This is a genomic window from Pseudomonas idahonensis (assembly GCF_037903935.1).
Classification (GTDB): Bacteria; Pseudomonadota; Gammaproteobacteria; order Pseudomonadales; family Pseudomonadaceae; genus Aquipseudomonas; species Aquipseudomonas danubii.
The window spans coordinates 6137501-6157016 of the sequence record NZ_CP149586.1; the positions used below are offsets into that span (position 1 = coordinate 6137501).

Here is a 19516-nt window from a genome sequence, read left to right on the forward strand (position 1 = left end):
GCCATCCAACCCCTCAAGCAGAGGCATAGTCAAAATGCACTGAGCCTCTTGACCATAACCACGCTGCAGCTCGCGCCCCATCAACAGGTTGAACTTCTGATCGGTACCACCCAACTCGACATCAGCACGCAGAGCGACCGAGTCATAGCCCTGCACCAGCGGATACAAGAACTCGTGAATGGCAATCGGCTGATTGGTCGAATAGCGCTTGTCGAAGTCATCCCGCTCAAGCATGCGCGCAACGGTGTACTGGGAAGTCAGACGGATGAAATCCGCCGGCCCCATCTTGTCCATCCAAGTAGAGTTGAATGCGACCTCAGTCTTAGCAGGATCAAGAATCTTGAAAACCTGACTCTTGTAGGTCTCTGCATTATCCAGAACCTGCTCGCGAGTCAGTGGCGGACGAGTAGCGCTTTTGCCACTCGGATCACCGATCATCCCGGTGAAGTCGCCAATCAGGAAGATCACCTGGTGACCCAGGTCCTGGAACTGACGCAGCTTATTAATAAGCACGGTATGGCCGAGATGCAGATCCGGAGCCGTCGGATCGAAGCCAGCCTTAATACGCAGCGGCTCGCCGCGCTTGAGCTTCTCGATCAACTCGGACTCGACCAACAACTCTTCCGCACCACGTTTGATCAGCGCTAGCTGCTCTTCAACCGACTTCATAACAGACCCGCAAGGCTCAGATTCAAAAGGGAACCAACCATACAAGATCACGGACTAATTACAAGTTTTGCCCGGCGTACAGGGGCATTCACGCAGCAGAGCGTCCGCGAGCTTGCGTCACAGATGATTTGGTTATATTTTATACAGTTATTTCATCTTCATCATGTCATTCATCTTTTCCATTTCATCTTTTCAAAGTCAAATTACCTATGACCACCGAACCGTCTAAAGCGCCACCGCTTTATCCGAAGAGCCACCTGCTCGCCGCAAGTGGCATCGCAGCCCTTCTAAGCCTGGCACTACTGGTATTCCCTTCCAGTGATGTAGAAGCCAAAAAAACGACACTAAGCCTTGACCTGGAAAGTCCGGTCGAGCAGCTGACACAAGATCAAGACGCCGCTTCCGTCGAACAAGCCACAAGCGAAAGCGTCGCCTCTCCTTTCGCACAGATCGACAACACCGCCGAAGCCCCCCCGGAGACTGCTGAAGCTGCACCAACAACCGCTGTCACGGAAGAGCAAAAAGCCCCAGGCCATAGAGAAGTGATAGTGGCCAAGGGCGATACCTTGTCCACACTCTTCGAGAAGGTTGGCCTGCCAGCTACATCTGTTCACGAAGTCCTGGCAAGCGACAAGCAAGCAAAGCAGTTTTCCCAGCTAAAACACGGCCAAAAGCTTGAGTTCGAACTGACTCAAGACGGCCAACTGAGCAACCTGCACAGTAAAGTCAGTGATCTGGAAACCATCACTCTGACCAAGGGCCCCAAAGGCTTTACCTTCAACCGAGTGATCACTAAACCAGTAGTCCGCTCGGCTTATGTGCATGGCGTCATCAATAGTTCGCTTTCACAGTCCGCGGCACGTGCCGGCCTGTCTCATAGCCTGACCATGGATATGGCCAACATTTTCGGCTACGACATCGACTTCGCGCAGGATATTCGCCAGGGTGACGAGTTTGACGTCATCTACGAACAGAAAGTAGCCAACGGCAAAGTGGTCGGTACCGGCAATATCCTTTCCGCACGCTTCACCAATCGCGGCAAGACCTACACCGCCGTGCGCTACACCAACAAACAGGGTTCCAGCAGCTATTACACCGCCGACGGCAATAGCATGCGCAAAGCGTTCATCCGTACGCCAGTGGACTTTGCCCGTATCAGCTCGCGCTTCTCAATGGGCCGTAAACACCCAATTCTGAACAAGATCCGCGCTCACAAGGGCGTCGACTACGCCGCCCCACGAGGCACGCCGATCAAGGCTGCCGGTGACGGAAAGGTTCTGCTGGCGGGCCGCCGCGGTGGTTACGGCAACACCGTGATCATTCAGCACGGCAACACCTACAGGACCCTGTATGGCCACATGCAAGGCTTTGCCAAGGGCGTCAAGACCGGCGGCTCGGTGAAACAGGGTCAGGTCATTGGGTATATCGGCACCACAGGCCTGTCTACCGGCCCTCACTTGCACTACGAGTTCCAGGTCAACGGCGTCCACGTGGACCCCCTGGGCCAGAAACTGCCGATGGCTGACCCTATTGCCAAGGCCGAGCGAGCTCGCTTCCTCCAACAGAGCCAGCCTCTTATGGCTCGGATGGACCAGGAAAAGGCCACCATGCTGGCCTCGAGCAAGCGCTGAGCCATGGCGCTCTACATAGGAGTAATGTCCGGAACCAGCCTCGACGGCCTGGACATTGCCCTGATCGAGCAGAGCCCGGCGATCAGATTGATCGCTACCCACTACATCCCCATGCCAGAGACCCTGCGCGCCGAACTCCTGAGTTTGTGCGCCAGCGGCCCTGACGAGATCGCCCGTTCCGCCATGGCCCAGCAACACTGGGTCAAGCTGGCTGCCCAGGGCATCCACAGCCTTCTGCAGCAACAACAACTCCAGGCTCAAGACATTCGCGCCATAGGCAGCCACGGGCAGACCGTGCGCCATGAGCCGAGCCGCGGATTTACCGTGCAGATCGGCAACCCAGCATTGCTCACAGAACTCACCGGTATCACCGTTATCAGCGACTTCCGCAGTCGCGACGTGGCTGCCGGCGGCCAAGGCGCCCCTCTGGTCCCCGCCTTCCACGAAGCTCTGTTCGAGCAGCGCTCCGGAAAGCGTGCCGTTCTGAACGTCGGTGGCTTCAGCAACCTGAGCCTGATCGAAACCGCCAAACCGGTCGCAGGCTTTGATTGCGGCCCTGGCAACGTGCTGCTCGATGCATGGATACAGACTCAACGGGCTGAAACCTTCGACCGCAACGGCCAATGGGCGGCCAGCGGCCAGCTTGACCAGGCCCTTCTGAAGACCCTGCTCAGCGATCCCTTCTTCGCCACTCAAGGACCCAAGAGCACGGGGCGCGAGGTATTCAACCTCCAGTGGCTGAATCAGCATCTGGCCCAGCATCCCGCCATCCCCGCAGAAAATGTACAAGCCACCCTGCTGGAACTGACAGCGCTGACCATCGTCGACTCGTTGCAGGCTGCACAAGTCGACACCCGGGAGCTTTTGGTTTGTGGCGGCGGTGCCCATAACGGCACATTGATGCGGCGCCTCAGCGCGCTACTACCCGGGACACAGGTCAACAGCACCGCCGTTTATGGCGTGGACCCCGACTGGGTAGAAGCCATGGCCTTCGCCTGGCTGGCCCATTGCTGCCTGGAAGGCATCGCCGCCAACCGGCCCAGCGTCACAGGCGCCCGCGGCCCGCGTGTACTGGGCGCTATCTACCCGGCTTGAACGCCAGATAGCAAAACGCCGCAGAGTCGTTAGACACTGCGGCGTTTTGCTATCTGGCTTTTGCCGACTGATCAGATCGAGAACGAGGACCCGCAACCACAAGTAGTGGTGGCATTGGGGTTCTTGATCACGAACCGCGAACCTTCCAGACCTTCCTGGTAGTCCACTTCAGCACCGGCCAGGTACTGGAAACTCATCGGGTCGACCACCAGGCTTACGCCTTCGCGCTCGACGATGGTGTCGTCCTCGGCCACCTCCTCATCGAAAGTGAAACCGTACTGGAACCCCGAACAACCGCCGCCCGTAACGAATACGCGCAGCTTCAAGCGATCATTACCCTCTTCGTCGACCAGGGTCTTCACCTTGTGCGCTGCACCTTGAGTGAATTGCAAAGCCGTGGGGGTGAAGGATTCAACGCTCATGCTGACTATCTCCCGGCGTTAAGCCGCCATACTGCGTAATGACGCGCATTATCCGCTTCTCCCAGAAAAGCGGTCAACTATTGTTACGGTATATCAATAGTCGTCCAGTTGCCCGCAGAACGCAGAAAGGCCCGTCAGACGGGCCTTTCTGTTCACCTCTAAACCGACCTTAAGGCAGCATGCCAGCGTGGGACAGCCCCAGGCGCTCGTCCAAGCCGAACAGAATGTTGAGGTTTTGCACCGCCTGGCCGGAAGCTCCCTTGACCAGATTGTCGATGACCGACAGCACCACCACCAGATCACCATCCTGTGGCCGGTGCACGGCAATCCGACATACGTTGGCACCACGCACACTGCGAGTCTCAGGATGACTGCCCGCCGGCATCACATCAACGAAAGGCTCGTTGGCATAACGCTTCTCAAACAGCGCTTGCAGATCAACCGAGCGGTCCACCACGGTCGCATAGAGCGTCGAGTGAATGCCGCGAATCATTGGCGTCAGATGCGGCACAAAGGTCAGGCCGACGTCCTTGCCTGCCGCCCGACGCAGACCCTGGCGTATTTCCGGCAAGTGACGATGCCCTTTGACCGCATAGGCCTTCATGCTCTCGGAGGTTTCCGAGTACAGCGAACCGACGCTGGCACCACGGCCTGCTCCACTGACACCGGACTTGCAATCAGCGATCAACTGCGTAGTGTCGGCAAGACCGGCCTCCAGCAATGGCAGGAAGCCCAGCTGGGTGGCCGTTGGATAGCACCCGGGAACGGCAATCAGACGAGCCTTCTTTATTTGCTCACGGTTGACTTCCGGTAGTCCGTAGACCGCCTCATCCAGCAGCTCAGGTGCGCCGTGGGGCTGGCCGTACCATTTGGCCCACTCATCGGCATCCTGCAGACGGAAGTCCGCCGACAAATCGATGACCTTGGTCCCAGCCGCCAGCAACTCGCCGGCCAGTGCATGGGCTACACCGTGGGGCGTTGCGAAGAACACCACATCACAGGCACCCAGCGTCTTGATATCCGGCACGCTGAAAGCCAGGCCGTCATAGTGACCGCGCAGGTTCGGGTACATGTCGGCTACGGCCAGGCCCGCCTCGGATCGCGAAGTGATGACTTCCACTCGCGCCTGCGGATGCTGTGCCAACAGACGCAGCAGTTCGACACCGGTGTAACCCGTGCCGCCGACAATACCGACCTTGACCATAAACCTGCCCTCAACGAACCCACTGGAAAGCTGCCGATAATAGGGGTGGCGCGCCCCTGCGACAACCGTCAAGGTGACGTGCGGCCGCTCTACCCTCTACTATCTTCGCCACCGTGAACCTGGGAATAACTAAAAATGCTCTATCTATGGCTCAAAGCCTTTCATATCGTCAGTGTGGTCTGCTGGTTTGCCGGCCTTTTCTACCTGCCGCGCCTGTTCGTCTATCACGCTCAAAGCGAAGACAGCGTCAGCCGTGAGCGCTTCTGCCTCATGGAACGCAAGCTGTATCGCTTCATCATGGGGCCGGCAATGATCGCCGCGCTGATCTTTGGCATCTGGTTGATCAGCCTCAATCCCAGCGCCTACTTCGGCCAGGGTGGCTGGATGCACGCCAAACTGACCCTGGTGGTGATCCTGATCGGGTACCACCACATGTGCGGCGCTCAAGTGAAACGTTTTGCCCGTGGCGAAAACACCCGCAGCCATGTCTTTTATCGCTGGTTCAATGAAGTACCGGTCCTGATATTGCTGGCTATTGTAATTTTGGTCGTTGTACGGCCGTTCTAACTCTTACTAGTCGCTTCCCCTGGGGGTACTCCAATGTCACTGCCCGCTCTGCTCGAACAACGCCTGCGCCTGCCTCTGGTGGCGGCGCCAATGTTCCTGATCTCCAACCCTGAACTGGTTCTGGCCTGCTGTCGCAATGGCGTGGTAGGCAGCTTCCCCGCCCTCAACCAGCGTGAGAGCAGTGGCTTCAAGGCCTGGCTAGAGGAGATCGAAGCAGGGTTGGCCAAATTGGAGAACCCTGCCCCCTACGCGGTGAACCTGATCGTGCACAACAGCAACCCGCGTCTGCAGGCGGACTTACAGATCTGCATCGAACACCAGGTGCCGATCGTCATCACCAGCCTGGGCGCAGTCAAGGAAGTGGTAGACGCCGTACACAGCTATGGCGGGCTGGTATTCCATGACGTGACCACCCGCCGGCATGCGGAGAAAGCTGCAGAGGCCGGAGTCGACGGACTGATCGCTGTAGCGGCAGGGGCTGGCGGACATGCCGGAACCTGGAGCCCGTTCTCCCTTATTGCCGAGATTCGCCAGTTCTTCGACAAGACCCTGTTGCTGGCCGGCTGCCTGAACCGCGGTCACGAGATTCTCGCCGCACAGCTGCTGGGCGCCGACCTGGCCTATCTGGGCACCCGCTTTATCGGCACCACCGAAAGCCATGCACCGGACGCCTATAAAGAGATGCTGCTCAATTCTCACGCTGCGGATATCGTGCACACTGCCGCCGTCTCCGGGGTCCCTGCCAGCTTCATGCGCCAGAGCCTGGAAAACGCTGGTTTCGACCTGGCAGCCCTGCAAGGTAAAGGCGAAGTCAATTTCGGCTCCAAGCTCAAACCCATCAGCGACGAAGCCAAGGCCTGGAAAACCGTGTGGTCTGCCGGCCAGGGCGTCGGTGAGATCAACGACCTGCCCAGCGTCGATCAACTGATTGCCCGCCTGGACAGCGAGTATCAGGCCGCTCAGGAACGCTCGACGCAACTCATAAAACGCTGGCCACGCTAACCAGTTCTCATTGTTTTTTGGCCAGCCGGGGGGCACTGGCCTTAAACTGTCGGCCTTTTATGTAAGCCTTCTTTTCAAGCGACAGGGATGCCCCCATGAGCGAGACCCGCTACAAGATTGTTTTCGACGGCACATTGCTGCCCGGCGTGGAAAAATCCACCGCCCAACTGAACCTGGCCGAACTGTTCAAAAGCGATGTCGCTGCCGTGGAACGCCTGTTCAGTGGCCAGCAGGTGGAACTCAAGCGCGACCTGACCCAGGCCGATGCCCAGCGCTACCTGGAAGCGTTGAAGAACACCGGGATCGACGCCCGCATCGAATCCGAGCCCTCGTTGCAGCTGAACCTCGATGCAGTAACCCCCACGCCCACGGCCGCCAGCATCAGCGCTTCGCCCTATGCACCCCCGCAAGCGGCGGTGGGAGATGCCCTCCCCCAATACGCCACACTCAATGTCTTCAGTTTCGAAGGCCGCATCGGTCGCCTGCGCTATCTGGCCTGGACCCTGGTCCTGACGGTGGCCATGCTGGCAGTGATCGGTGTGGGGGCCTTCTTCGGCATCCTGTCCGCCGCAATGTTCAACTCCACACTGCTCACTGTCCTGGGGATTACTGGTGGGGTAGTGGTCTTCATCGGCTTCATCGTCGTCAGCATCCAGATCAGCGTGCAGCGCCTGCACGACCTCGGCTGGTCGGGCTGGCTGTGGCTGCTGAACTTCGTCCCTATCGTCGGCAGCGTGTTCCCGCTGGTGCTGATGGTCAGCCCGGGCAGCAACGTGGCCAACCGCTACGGCGCGCCACCTCCACCCAACACCACCGCCGTCAAGGTCCTGTCCTGGATGTGGGTAGTCTTGATCGCCGTCCTGATCGTGGGTGTGGTGGCCGGCGGCCTGAGCTCCCTGGAAGACAGCTACAGCGAAACCAGCTACAGCGAAACCATCGATTCCAGCAGCGCCGATGAAGATGCTGAACCAGCGGACATCGCCGCCCCTGTAGAATCCGAGCAAGAATAAACGCGCCCCAGCCTGCGACCCTTCCTGTCGCAGGCCGCTGGCCGTTGCGATGGAGAAATGCATGACCCGTTACGCTCTGATCACCGGTGCTTCCAGCGGCATAGGCCTGGCCCTTGCCGAAGCACTGGCCCGGCGTGGCCGCAACCTGATTCTCGTGGCCCGCCAGCGTGATCAGCTGGAATGCATCGCCCTGGAGCTGACCCAACGCTTCGGCGTCGAAGTATTGTTCCGGGCCTGCGATCTGGGAGAGCCTCTGCGACTGTCCGGCTTCCTGCTGGAACTGGAGGAAGGCGACCGCCAGATCGACCTGCTGGTCAATTGTGCCGGGATCGGTACCAGCGGCCCTTTCCTGGCCCAGGACTGGATGACCGAACAAGACCTGATCGAGGTCAACATCCTTGCGCTGACCCGCCTTTGCCACGCCTTGGGCAACAGCATGGCCCTGCTGGGTGGAGGACAGATACTCAACGTCGCCTCGGTAGCGGCCTTCTATCCCGGCCCCTGGATGAGTACCTACTACGCCAGCAAGGCCTATGTTCTGCACTTTTCCGAAGGGCTGCGCGAAGAGCTGAAAAAATGCGCGGTCAAGGTCTCGGTGCTGTGCCCCGGCCCCACCCGCACCGCATTCTTCCGCACCGCCCAGATGGACACCCAGAAGCTCAACGACAGCAAGTTGCTCATGAGCCCCGAAGAAGTAGCGTTGTACGCAGTCCGGGCCCTGGAAAAGAACCGTGCCATCATCATCCCCGGCCGCTTGAACCGCTGGATGGCCTTCAGCAGCCGCCTGGGCTCTCGCTGGCTGACCCGCAAGATCGTCGGTTACTTCAATCGGGCCTATTGCCCACGTTAGATGTTCGGACTGGGCGCACATTGTGAGCCTGAGTACACTCACCCCGGACCAACCCAATGGAGAAACAGCTGTGGATACTCTGTTCACCAAGATCATCAACAGAGAAATACCCGCGAAGATCATCTACGAGGACGACCAGGTTCTGGCCTTCCACGATATTGCTCCGCAAGCACCGGTGCACTTCCTGGTCATACCGAAGAAACCCATTCGCACCCTCAACGACCTCACCGAAGACGACAAAACCCTGGCCGGACACATCCTGTTCACCGCCCAGCGCCTGGCCAAGGAACAAGGTTGCGAGGACGGCTTCCGGGTGGTGATGAACTGCAATGAGCTGGGCGGTCAGACCGTCTACCACATTCATATGCACGTGCTGGGTCAGCGTCAGATGAACTGGCCTCCGGGCTGATTGCCCGCCAACACTCGTGTACCGCGCACCCTCGCCCACTCCCAGGCGAGGGTGCGCTGATCCAGCGCAGTTTTCACCCTGTCGATTGGAGTAAACTGGCCGCCGTGATTCTTCCCGGAGATAAGCATGACTACCCAACGTCACTACTCGCCGATTGACCGTCTGCTGCTGCAAGCTGATATGGCCATGCGTACGCTGCTGCCTTTCAGCGGCCAACCTTATCGCCCGTCACCGGCCATAGTGCAGCCGGAAGCGCAGATGAGTGACGAGGATACCCGGCACGTCGCCGGCCTGATGCGTATCAATCACACCGGGGAAGTCTGCGCCCAGGCGCTCTACCAGGGCCAGGCCCTGACCGCCAAACTGCCCCAGGTACGCCAGGCCATGGAGCATGCCGCCGAAGAGGAAATCGACCACCTGGCCTGGTGCGAACAGCGCATCCGCCAACTGGGCAGCCACCCGAGTGTTCTCAACCCGTTGTTCTATGGCCTGTCATTCGGCATCGGCGCCGCCGCCGGCCTGATCAGCGACAAAGTCAGCCTGGGGTTCGTCGCCGCCACCGAAGACCAGGTCTGCAAGCACCTGAACGAACACCTGGAACAACTACCGGCAGAAGACGAAAAGTCCCGGGCCATCCTGGAGCAGATGCGCATCGACGAAGAGCACCACGCAGAAACCGCTCTCGAAGCGGGCGGCTTCCGCTTCCCGGCACCGGTGAAGTTCGGCATGAGCCTGTTGGCCAAGGTCATGACCAAGAGCACCTATCGGATCTGATCCCGGCCAGTACCGAACACAAAAAAGGGCGCTCTTGAGGCGCCCTTTTCCTTTACCGACAAACTGCGTCCCGGCTCAACCCAACTCGACGATTTCGTAATCGTGGGTAATGGCCACGCCAGCAGCCCCGAGCATGATCGAAGCCGAGCAATACTTCTCGGCGGACAGTTCGATGGCCCGCTTGACCTGAGCCTCCTTCAGCCCACGCCCCTTGACCACGAAATGCATGTGAATCTTGGTGAAGACCTTCGGGTCCTCGGTTGCACGCTCGGCTTCAAGAAAGGCCTCACAGCTTTCAACCGCCTGACGCGACTTCTTGAGGATGCTGACCACGTCGAAATTGCTGCAACCGCCCACACCGAGCAGGAGCATCTCCATGGGGCGAACACCCAGGTTGCGTCCACCGGCTTCTGGCGGACCGTCCATCACCACAACGTGGCCACTGCCCGACTCACCGAGGAACATGGCTTCGCCAGCCCATTGGATGCGTGCCTTCATCGCCAAGACTCCACTGTAAAAAAAGGGTCGCCAGCTTAGCACAGGGTTTTGCACGGGCTGCGCTTTGCATGTTCACAGCAGATTACCGATCTTCACTAAGAAAAATCTTAAATCCGTCAAGGATGTGTCTGTTAAGCTGACGCCAAATGACTGGCGCTTAGCCAGCGTTCAACGTCCTCGTTTTACGCCCATAAAAATCACCTCATACCGTGCAGTCTTCTCGGGATACAACCATGGTTGCTATTGCCCCCACCCCCAGGATCAAAAATCTCGACAAGTTGCTGATGCACTGTCAACGCCGCCGGTATCAGGCCAAGAGCAACATCATCTGCGCCGGTGATGTGTCCGACAGCCTGTATTTCATCATCAAGGGCTCGGTGACTATCCTCATCGAGGACGACGATGGCCGGGAGATGATCATCGCCTACCTCAACGCCGGGGATTTCTTCGGTGAACTGGGGCTTTTCGAAGAGGCCGGGCACGAACAGCAGCGCAGCGCCTGGGTACGGGCCAAAGTGGAATGCGAAGTCGCCGAGATCAGCTACGCGAAGTTTCGCGAACTGTCGCAGAACGACCCGGACATTCTCTACGTCCTCAGCGGGCAGATTGCCCAGCGCCTGCGCAATACCACGCGCAAGGTCGGCGACCTGGCGTTCTTCGACGTGACCGGACGGGTTGCCCGCTGCCTGCTGGAGCTGTGCAAGCAACCGGATGCCATGACCCACCCCGACGGCATGCAGATCAAGATCACCCGTCAGGAGATCGGCCGGATAGTCGGCTGCTCCCGAGAAATGGTCGGCCGCGTCCTCAAGGACCTTGAGGAGCGCAACCTGGTTCACGTCAAAGGCAAGACCATGGTGGTGTTCGGCACCCGCTAACCCGGCAGAAAGCTCTTGAGCATCTGCCGGTACAGACTGTCCAGCCGGGCCACGGCATTCTCTGCGGTAAATGCCTCATGCAGGGCGATATGGCTTTCAGCCCGGCAACGCTGCTCCAGGCCGCAAGCCTGATTGAAGGTATTGACCGCCCCCACCATGGAGTCGCGCTCGTTATCCAACAGCAGGGCACCGTGCACCAGCCCCACCGGGCGCTGTCCGCCTTTGCTCTGACGCCAGCGCTGGGCCGTACCGACCATCTTGCGCCCCTCCAGATTGACGTTGAAACGGCCATCGCAAAAGGCGCCGTCCACCTCCCCCAACGACGGATGGCCTCCCAGCTCACTGAGCAGATCGCAAATCGGCTGGCACAGACGCCGATAGGCCGTTTCGATCCGCCCCTGATCCCCCTCGCTGCGCGGTGGCGCATAGACCAGCGCGATATTCACCGTGGCTGCCGATTGCGGCACCGGCTCACCGCCAGTTTCCCGCAGCAGCACCGGCCAGCCGTTGGCCGCCGACGCCTGGCAGGCCTGCTCGAACCCCGGCAGGCGACTCAAGCGCCGGGGCATCACCAGCGCCCGATCGCTGGGCTGCCAGAACAGCAGCCCAAACTCCTGCTCGCCAGCACACACCAGCGCCAGCAGATCCTGCTCGGCCTGCAGGCCAGCTTCGACAGTCAAGGCAAGGGGTTGGGTCATGACAGTGGAAATCCTTTGCAATAGATACGAAAAAGCCGGCATCGCCGGCTTATTCATTGTTTCAGGTTCAGTCCAGGGTCGAACCGCTGACCGGCACGCCACGCTCGGGGAAGAACAAGCGTTGCAACTCGCTGCCCGGGCTCTCGGCGCGCATGAATGCCTCGCCCACCAGGAACGAATAGACATCACTGATTTCCATCAGCTCGACATCGGCACGGTTGAGAATGCCGCTCTCGGTAATCACCAGGCGATCGCGAGGAATCCGCGGCAGCAGGTCGAGAGTGGTTTCCAGGTCGACTTCGAAGGTATGCAGATTGCGGTTGTTGATCCCGACCAACGGTGTGTCGAGGGTCTTCAGCGCCCGCTCCAACTCGTCGCCGTCGTGCACTTCCACCAGCACATCCAGACCGACACCCTTGGCCGCCGTCGCCAACTCGGCCATCCGCTGGTCGTCCAGCGCAGCGACAATCAGCAGCACACAGTCGGCACCGAGGGCACGGGCTTCGACGATCTGGTAGGGATCGATCATGAAATCCTTGCGGATCACCGGCAGTTTGCAGGCCGCGCGGGCCTGCTGCAGATAGGCATCGGCCCCCTGGAAGTAATCGACGTCAGTCAACACCGACAGGCAAGTGGCACCGCCCTTCTCGTAGCTCTTGGCGATCTCTGCCGGCACGAAATTCTCGCGGATCACGCCTTTGCTCGGCGAAGCTTTCTTGATCTCGGCAATCACCGCCGGCTGCTTGAGCTTGACCTGCTCCTGCAGCGCCCTGGCGAAACCCCGCGGCGCATCGGCTGCCCGCGCCAGGCTCTCCAGCTCGGCCAGACTGACGCGAGCGCTGCGCTCGGCAACTTCCTCAACCTTGCGGGCGAGGATTTTTTCCAGAACTGTCGGCACACTCATCCTTCATTCTCCTGCTTGAACACCGCGGTAAAGGCGCCCAGCTCCTCGAGCTTTTCCCGGGCCAAGCCGGTGTGCAAGGCATCGTGCGCCAGGGCCACGCCCTCTCTCAAGCTACTGGCATGATCCGCGGCATACAGCGCCGCACCGGCATTGAGCACAATCATCTCGGCGGCCTTCTGGCCGTGCTCGGTCTTGCGTCGTCCCAGGGCATCGCGGATCAGCTCAAGGGACGCCGCCGGGCTCTCCACCACCAAGCCAAACAGACTCTGGCTCTTCATGCCCAAGTCCTCGGGCTGTACCCAGTACTCGGTGATCTGGTCATTCTTCAGCTCGGCAACATAGGTCGGCGCCGCCAGGCTGAACTCGTCCAGGCCATCCTGGGAATGCACCACCAGCACATGTTTGCTGCCCAGACGCTGCAAAACCTCGGCCAATGGCCGGCACAAGGCCTGAGTGAATACTCCCACCACCTGATGTTTCACGCAGGCCGGATTCGTAAGCGGGCCAAGCATGTTGAACAGGGTGCGCAAGCCGAGGTCACGGCGCGGGCCGGCGGCATATTTCATGGCGCCGTGGTGAGACTGGGCAAACATGAAGCCGATGCCGACGTTGTCGATGCAGCGCGCGACCTGGACTGGCGTCAGGTTCAGGTAGATCCCGGCCGCCTCCAACAGATCGGCGCTGCCGCTCTTGCCGGATACCGCACGGTTACCATGCTTGGCGACGGTGCAGCCGGCGGCGGCAACAACAAAGGAAGACGCGGTGGAAACGTTGAAAATGTTCGCACCGTCACCGCCGGTGCCGACCACATCCACCACACCGTCGAGGGTTTTCAGTTCGACCGTGTCAGCCAGTTCACGCATCACCGATACCGCGCCGACGATCTCGTCGATGCTTTCGCTTTTCATGCGCATGGCCATCATGAAGGCGCCAATCTGCGCATCGGTGCATTGGCCGGTCATGATCTCGCGCATGACATCGCGCATCTCATCGGTGCTCAGGTCCAGATGGCCGACAATACGGCTCAGGGCAGTCTTGATATCCATGAAAAGTCCTTAGCGCGTGCCGCCGCTCTGTTTGAGGAAGTTGGCGAACAGCTCGTGGCCCTGCTCGGTGAGGATAGACTCGGGGTGAAATTGCACCCCTTCGATATTTAGCGTCTTGTGGCGCAGCCCCATGATTTCGTCGACGGAGCCGTCTTCCAACTGGGTCCAAGCCGTGACTTCGAGGCACTCGGGCAGGCTCTCATGCTTGACCACCAGGGAGTGGTAACGGGTCACGGTCAGCGGCATGTTCAAGCCGTTGAATACCCCCAGGTCACGGTGAAACACCGGGCTGGTCTTGCCGTGCATCACTTGCCGGGCTCGCACCACTTGGCCGCCAAAAGCCTGGCCGATGGACTGGTGGCCCAGGCACACGCCCAGAATCGGCAGCTTGCCGGCGAAATGCTTGATCGCCTCGATGGAGACACCGGCCTCGGTCGGCGTGCAAGGGCCAGGCGAGACCACGATACGCTCGGGCTTAAGGGCTTCGATTTCAGCCACGGTCAGCTCGTCATTGCGTACCACTTTCACTTCGGCACCCAACTCGCCCAGATACTGGACGACGTTGTAGGTGAAGGAGTCGTAGTTATCGATCATCAGCAACATTATGGAAACTCCTCAAACCTTGGATGCGGGGGTTTGTTCTGCCAGCGCCACGGCACGGAACATTGCACGACGCTTGTTCAGCGTCTCTTCCCACTCCAGGGTCGGCACTGAGTCGGCGACAATCCCGCCACCGGCCTGTACATGCAGCTCACCGTTCTTGATCACCGCCGTGCGAATGGCGATGGCGGTATCCATGTTGCCGTTCCAGGCAAAGTAACCCACGGCGCCGCCGTAGACCCCACGCTTGACCGGCTCCAGCTCGTCGATGATTTCCATGGCGCGAATCTTCGGCGCCCCGGACAACGTCCCCGCCGGCAGGATCGCCCGCAGAGCGTCCATTGCCGTCAGCCCGGCTTTCAGTTGACCGGTGACGTTGGAGACGATGTGCATCACATTGGAATAACGCTCGATCACCATCTTCTCGGTGAGCTTCACCGAGCCAATTTCCGATACGCGACCGGTGTCGTTGCGCCCCAGATCGATCAGCATCAGGTGCTCGGCGATTTCCTTGGCATCCGACAGCAGGTCCTGTTCCAGGGCCAGATCGGCTTCCTCGGTAGCGCCCCGCGGACGGGTGCCGGCAATCGGCCGCACGGTAATCAGGTTGTCCTCGACCCGCACCAGCACTTCCGGTGAACTGCCCACTACATGAAAGTCGCCGAAGTTGAAGAAGTACATATAGGGAGTCGGGTTGAAGCAGCGCAGCGCCCGGTACAGATCGATGGGCGCAGCCTTGAAGTCAATCGACATGCGCTGGGACGGCACCACCTGCATGCAGTCACCGGCCAGGATGTACTCCTTGATGGTGTCCACGGCTCGCTCGTAGTCCGCCTGGGTGAAGCTGGAGCGGAATACCGGATCGGCCGCCTGCTGCTTGCTGAAATCCAGCCCGGGACGCGGCGTGATCGGCTGGCGCAGTTGCGCAAGCAACTCCTGCAAGCGCGCTTGCCCGGCCTCGAAGGCGTTGTCCTGGCTGGGGTCGGCCAACACGATGGCGTGCATCTTGCCCGCCAGGTTGTCGAACACCACCACCGCATCGGAGACCATCAGCAGGATATCCGGCACACCGATCGGGTCAGGATTCGGGCACTGGCCCAGGCGCGGCTCGACATAACGCACGCAGTCATAACCGAAATACCCCACCAGGCCACCGTTGAAGCGCGGCAGGCCGGCGATGGTCGGCACGTTGTAACGGGCTTTGAATTCCTCGACGAAAGCCAGCGGATCAGCCACTTCATGGCTCTCGATCTCGACACCGTCATGGCTCACGCTGACCTGGTGCCCATGCACGCGCAATACGGTGCGGCACGGCAAGCCGATGATCGAATAGCGCCCCCACTTTTCACCGCCCTGCACCGACTCCAGCAAGTAGGAGTTGGGCTGATCGGCCAGTTTCAGGTAGATCGACAGCGGCGTGTCGAAGTCGGCAAGGGTTTCGCAGGCCAGCGGGATACGGTTGTAACCGGCTGCGGCCAAACGCAGGAATTCTTCGCGAATCATGGGGTGCCTCGTGGCTTGAGGGTCTAACAGTCAGGTATGCAAACGTGCCGGCAGGGCCGGCCAGACAAAAATCAGGCGCGCCAACGCCAACGGGCCAGGGCCTTGATGACTTTCATCCAGAGTTTGCGAGTGACCACCACGATGGAATTTCCAGAAGGGGATGGAACAGCGTCGGGCAACGTTATCTCAGCGGCTGGTTCTAAGCAACCGGGGATCAGCGCCCGCAAGTTGTCGATCACCAGCGCCGGCGACTCCTCGGCAATCGGCCGGCCGTGGTTATAGCCGTAGCTCAGCGCCACGCACTTGACCCCCGCCGCCTTGGCCGCCAGCACATCGCTGCGCGAGTCGCCGACGAACAGCGACTGCGACGCCGGTACGCTGGCCATCTTCATCACGAAGAACAGCGCCGCCGGGTCGGGTTTCTTTTGCGGCAGGGTGTCGCCGCCGATGATCCAGCGGAAATACCGGCCGATCTTCATCTGATCCAGCAATGGCGCGACGAAACGCTCGGGCTTGTTGGTGATCAGGGCCATTTCCACGCCCTGCTTGTGCAGCCACTTGAGGGTTTCGCGCACACCGGGATAGACCACAGTCAGTTCGTGGCTGTCCTCGTACGCGCTGTTGAACAACTCAAGAGCGTGCTCCGCCTCGACATCGTCGACGCCCTGGGCATCCAGGCTGTTGGCCAGGGCCCGGCGCACCAGCATCGGCGCACCGTTGCCGACCCACTCGCGCACCGCCTCGATACCCGCGGGCTTGCGCCCCAGCTTGAGCAGCATTTGATCCACGGCGGCCGCGAGGTCCGGCACCGAATCGACCAGGGTGCCATCCAGGTCGAACATCACCAGTCGCGGCAAACGCCCCGAGAACAGCTGCTCAAATGCGCTCATGGCCGAGCCAGCGCCAGTTCGGCGCGCATTTTCTCAATGACTTCCTGATAGTTCGGCGCATTGAAGATGGCCGAACCGGCAACAAAGGTGTCAGCGCCTGCGGCGGCGATCTCACGGATGTTGCCGACGTTCACCCCACCGTCGATCTCCAGGCGGATGTCGCGACCGGAAGCGTCGATCAGGGCCCGTGCCTCGCGCAGCTTGTCGAGGGTCCCAGGAATGAACTTCTGCCCGCCAAAGCCCGGGTTGACGCTCATCAGCAGGACCATGTCGACCTTGTCCATCACATACTTGAGCACGTCCAGCGGGGTCGCCGGGTTGAACACCAGGCCGGCCTTGCAACCGCCCTCGCGGATCATTTGCAGGGAACGGTCCACATGCAGCGTGGCTTCGGGGTGAAAGGTGATGTAGGTCGCGCCTGCCTCGATGAAGTCACCGATGATGCGATCCACCGGGGTCACCATCAGGTGCGCATCGATCGGCGCGGTGATCCCATACTTGCGCAGTGCAGAACAGACCATCGGGCCGATGGTCAGGTTCGGCACATAGTGGTTGTCCATGACATCGAAGTGGACGATGTCGGCACCAGCGGCCAGGACATTGTCCACTTCCTCACCCAGACGGGCGAAGTCGGCAGAGAGAATCGACGGAGCAATAGCGAAGGGCTGCATGACGCACCTTTTTTGAGCAGAATCACGATGGCGCGCATTGTATACCTCATGCTTTGGAGCGCACACCGTAACCGCGTTCTTCAGTAAGCCGCGCGATAGATCTTCTCGATATCGGCAGGACTCAGTTTGCGCGGATTGTTGCGCATCAGGCGCTCGATACCCGCGGCCTCCAACGCCATGGCGGGGATGGCCTCCTCCGGCACGCCAAAGCTGCGCAAGCCGCTGGGGATTTCCACCGCAGCGCACAACGCAGTCATTGCCTCCACGGCCCGATCAGCGGCCTCGCTGGCACTCAAATGCGCCGTCTGGACCCCCATGGCTTCGGCGATATCCTGCATACGCTCAACGCAGGCCATCTTGTTCCAGGTCATGACATAGGGCAGCAGCAAGGCATTACCGACGCCATGGGACACATGAAAACGTCCACCCAGCGGATAGGCCAGGGCATGCACCGCCCCGACCCCGGCATTACCGAAGGCCATGCCGGCCATCAGGCTGGCGGTGGCCATGTCCTCCCTGGCTTGCAGGTTGGCCGGGTTGGCATAAGCCTTGGGCAACGCCTTGACGATCAGTTTGATCGCACCAATGGCCAGGGAGTCGGTGATGGATGAGGCGTTGAGGGACAGGTAGGACTCGACAGCGTGAACCAGGGCATCGACACCACTGGCGGCCGTGACGCTGCGGGGACAGGTCAAGGTCATCTGTGGACTGACCAGGGCCACGTCCGGCAGCAGGTAATCACTGACAATGCCTTTCTTCAACAGCGCGACCTTGTCCGACAGGATGGCCACGTTGGTCACTTCCGAGCCAGTGCCGGCCGTGGTGGGAATGGCGATCAACGGCGGTCCCTTGCGCGGCACCTGATCAACGCCGAACAGATCCTCCAGGGCGCCATGGTAGCCCGCATAAGCCGCGACACTCTTGGCGATATCGATGGCGCTGCCGCCCCCAAGGCCGATCAGGCCGTCATGCCCGCCCTCGCGGTAGACCTGCATGCAGTCTTCGACAATGGCGATCTCCGGGTCGGGCTGCACCCGGTCGAAAATCTCATAACTGCGCTCACCCAGGTGTGCCAGCGCCAGTTCCACCGTGCCCGACTTGAGCAACGCGGCATCGGTGACAATCAGCGGGTTATCCACATCCAGTCGGGTCAGCTCGGCGGCCAGCTGTTCGATGGCGGTGCTGCCGGTGAGCAGTTTATGGGCGATCTTGAAAGAGGAAATACTCATGTGCGCAGCCTCTTATATAAAGGTAGGAGCCGGCACAAGCGTAGTCGCGGATTGTCGGTTGTCGCCTATTCAGCAGACGAATTCCCTTCTCTCCCTGACCGGTGCCGCGCCTGGCAACACCCGTCAGGAAGGCGAAGGACCTCACACCTGGGCGGTGCGCAACTTCTCACTGCGCCCACGCAGCCATTCCAGAGTCAGCAGCAGGATCACCGAGAAGGCGATCAGCAGCGTGGCGGCGGCGGCGATGGTCGGGCTGAGGTTTTCGCGGATACCGCTGAACATCTGCCGTGGCAACGTCGCTTGCTCGGGGCCGGCCAGGAACAGGGTCACCACCACTTCGTCGAACGAGGTAGCGAAGGCGAACAGCGCACCACTGATGACCCCAGGCGCGATCAGGGGCAAGGTCACCCGGCGAAAGGTGGTCAATGGCGAGGCGCCGAGGCTCGCTGCAGCCCGCACCAGGTTGTGGTTGAAGCCTTGCAGGGTCGCCGACACGGTGATGATCACGAAGGGCACCCCCAGCACCGCATGCACGACGATCAGCGAGAAGAAACTGTTGCCCATGCCCAGCGGGGCAAAGAACAGATAGCTGGCAACGCCGATGATCACCACCGGCACCACCATCGGCGAAATCACCAGGGCCATCACCAGCGCCTTGCCGGGGAAGTCGCCACGGGTCAGGCCGATCGCCGCCAGGGTGCCGAAGACCATCGCCAGCAAGGTGGCGGCCGGGGCGACAATGATGCTGTTCTTCAGGGCTCGCATCCATTCGGCGGAAGCGAAGAAGTCCTGGTACCAGTGCAGCGAGAAGCCCTGCAGCGGATACACCAGAAAGCTCCCGGAGTTGAACGACAGCGGGATGATCACCAGCACCGGCAATACCAGGAACAACAGGATCAAGCCGCAGAGAATCCGCAAGCTGTAGAACCAGACCCGTTCAACGGGCGACATGTAGGGGCTCAGCAT

Annotated in this window: 22 protein-coding genes (1 of these 22 only partly in view); 9 read left to right on the forward strand and 13 right to left on the reverse strand. The window is 60.3% G+C overall.

Going from position 1 to position 19516, the window contains the following annotated elements; all coding sequences use genetic code 11:
* Positions 1-669 carry the 5' portion of a tyrosine--tRNA ligase gene (gene tyrS / locus WIN67_RS27810; protein WP_339070318.1) on the reverse strand. 531 nt of this gene lie to the left of the window's left edge, so the window shows 669 of its 1200 coding nt (coding positions 1-669); its start codon is at positions 667-669; its stop codon lies beyond the left edge, outside the window.
* A 209-nt stretch (positions 670-878) separates the two neighbouring features.
* On the opposite strand from tyrS, the gene WIN67_RS27815 reads away from it, so the two are divergent.
* Complete coding sequence (locus WIN67_RS27815) at positions 879-2300, forward strand: peptidoglycan DD-metalloendopeptidase family protein (RefSeq protein ID WP_102881021.1); 1422 nt, start codon at positions 879-881, stop codon at positions 2298-2300.
* Between the two features lie 3 nt (positions 2301-2303).
* Entirely contained in the window at positions 2304-3395 is a 1092-nt protein-coding gene (locus tag WIN67_RS27820; RefSeq protein ID WP_339070319.1) for an anhydro-N-acetylmuramic acid kinase, read from the forward strand.
* A gap of 71 nt (positions 3396-3466) precedes the next feature.
* Here the strand turns inward: WIN67_RS27820 and erpA are convergent, their stop codons facing one another.
* Together erpA and argC are read right to left on the reverse strand one after the other, a co-directional pair.
* Positions 3467-3817, reverse strand: a complete 351-nt coding sequence (erpA, locus tag WIN67_RS27825) for an iron-sulfur cluster insertion protein ErpA (RefSeq protein WP_011063789.1) — start codon at positions 3815-3817, stop codon at positions 3467-3469.
* Positions 3818-3986: 169 nt separating this feature from the next.
* Complete coding sequence (gene argC, locus WIN67_RS27830; protein ID WP_102881023.1) at positions 3987-5021, reverse strand: N-acetyl-gamma-glutamyl-phosphate reductase; 1035 nt, start codon at positions 5019-5021, stop codon at positions 3987-3989.
* 135 nt (positions 5022-5156) lie between these two features.
* On the opposite strand from argC, the gene hemJ reads away from it, so the two are divergent.
* The 6 genes from hemJ to coq7 all read left to right on the forward strand — a co-directional run bounded on the left by hemJ (position 5157) and on the right by coq7 (position 9633).
* Positions 5157-5588 (forward strand): protoporphyrinogen oxidase HemJ, encoded by a 432-nt coding sequence (gene hemJ, locus WIN67_RS27835; protein WP_102881024.1) that lies wholly within the window; start codon positions 5157-5159, stop codon positions 5586-5588.
* Between the two features lie 33 nt (positions 5589-5621).
* Complete coding sequence (locus tag WIN67_RS27840) at positions 5622-6590, forward strand: nitronate monooxygenase family protein (protein WP_339070320.1); 969 nt, start codon at positions 5622-5624, stop codon at positions 6588-6590.
* 95 nt (positions 6591-6685) lie between these two features.
* A complete protein-coding gene (locus tag WIN67_RS27845) occupies positions 6686-7600 on the forward strand; it encodes a DUF805 domain-containing protein (protein WP_110594502.1) in 915 nt (304 codons plus the stop codon).
* Between the two features lie 61 nt (positions 7601-7661).
* Positions 7662-8450, forward strand: coding sequence for an SDR family NAD(P)-dependent oxidoreductase (locus WIN67_RS27850; RefSeq protein WP_102881027.1), 789 nt, complete (start codon positions 7662-7664; stop codon positions 8448-8450).
* A 70-nt stretch (positions 8451-8520) separates the two neighbouring features.
* Positions 8521-8859 carry a histidine triad nucleotide-binding protein gene (locus tag WIN67_RS27855; RefSeq protein WP_011063795.1) on the forward strand — a complete coding sequence of 113 codons (339 nt, stop codon included), beginning with the start codon at positions 8521-8523 and terminating at the stop codon, positions 8857-8859.
* Positions 8860-8985: 126 nt separating this feature from the next.
* A complete protein-coding gene (gene coq7 / locus WIN67_RS27860) occupies positions 8986-9633 on the forward strand; it encodes a 2-polyprenyl-3-methyl-6-methoxy-1,4-benzoquinone monooxygenase (protein WP_011063796.1) in 648 nt (215 codons plus the stop codon).
* Positions 9634-9708: 75 nt separating this feature from the next.
* Here the strand turns inward: coq7 and WIN67_RS27865 are convergent, their stop codons facing one another.
* Positions 9709-10131 carry an OsmC family protein gene (locus WIN67_RS27865; protein ID WP_020295492.1) on the reverse strand — a complete coding sequence of 141 codons (423 nt, stop codon included), beginning with the start codon at positions 10129-10131 and terminating at the stop codon, positions 9709-9711.
* 233 nt (positions 10132-10364) lie between these two features.
* Between WIN67_RS27865 and crp the strand changes: the two genes are divergently transcribed.
* Entirely contained in the window at positions 10365-11009 is a 645-nt protein-coding gene (crp, locus tag WIN67_RS27870; RefSeq protein WP_213665119.1) for a cAMP-activated global transcriptional regulator CRP, read from the forward strand.
* On the opposite strand, the gene WIN67_RS27875 is transcribed toward crp, so the two are convergent.
* The 9 genes from WIN67_RS27875 to WIN67_RS27915 form a co-directional block, all read right to left on the reverse strand.
* Complete coding sequence (locus WIN67_RS27875) at positions 11006-11707, reverse strand: lipoate--protein ligase family protein (protein ID WP_123389766.1); 702 nt, start codon at positions 11705-11707, stop codon at positions 11006-11008. The two genes, crp and WIN67_RS27875, sit on opposite strands and share 4 nt — an antisense overlap.
* Positions 11708-11774: 67 nt before the next feature.
* The gene (trpC, locus tag WIN67_RS27880) at positions 11775-12611 is read right to left on the reverse strand and encodes an indole-3-glycerol phosphate synthase TrpC (RefSeq protein WP_339070321.1); all 837 of its coding nucleotides are present in this window, start codon (positions 12609-12611) and stop codon (positions 11775-11777) included.
* The gene (gene trpD / locus WIN67_RS27885) at positions 12608-13657 is read right to left on the reverse strand and encodes an anthranilate phosphoribosyltransferase (RefSeq protein ID WP_339070322.1); all 1050 of its coding nucleotides are present in this window, start codon (positions 13655-13657) and stop codon (positions 12608-12610) included. Before trpD ends, trpC begins: the two co-directional genes overlap by 4 nt.
* A gap of 9 nt (positions 13658-13666) precedes the next feature.
* Complete coding sequence (locus WIN67_RS27890) at positions 13667-14260, reverse strand: aminodeoxychorismate/anthranilate synthase component II (protein WP_102881031.1); 594 nt, start codon at positions 14258-14260, stop codon at positions 13667-13669.
* A gap of 12 nt (positions 14261-14272) precedes the next feature.
* Positions 14273-15760 carry an anthranilate synthase component I gene (gene trpE, locus WIN67_RS27895; protein ID WP_110653351.1) on the reverse strand — a complete coding sequence of 496 codons (1488 nt, stop codon included), beginning with the start codon at positions 15758-15760 and terminating at the stop codon, positions 14273-14275.
* 71 nt (positions 15761-15831) lie between these two features.
* Positions 15832-16650, reverse strand: a complete 819-nt coding sequence (locus WIN67_RS27900; RefSeq protein ID WP_102861906.1) for a phosphoglycolate phosphatase — start codon at positions 16648-16650, stop codon at positions 15832-15834.
* On the reverse strand, positions 16647-17321 hold the full coding sequence (rpe, locus tag WIN67_RS27905) for a ribulose-phosphate 3-epimerase (protein WP_102861907.1): 675 nt from the start codon (positions 17319-17321) through the stop codon (positions 16647-16649). Before rpe ends, WIN67_RS27900 begins: the two co-directional genes overlap by 4 nt.
* Positions 17322-17401: 80 nt before the next feature.
* Positions 17402-18550 (reverse strand): iron-containing alcohol dehydrogenase, encoded by a 1149-nt coding sequence (locus WIN67_RS27910; protein WP_110653353.1) that lies wholly within the window; start codon positions 18548-18550, stop codon positions 17402-17404.
* 141 nt (positions 18551-18691) lie between these two features.
* Positions 18692-19516, reverse strand: a complete 825-nt coding sequence (locus tag WIN67_RS27915; protein WP_102861909.1) for an ABC transporter permease — start codon at positions 19514-19516, stop codon at positions 18692-18694.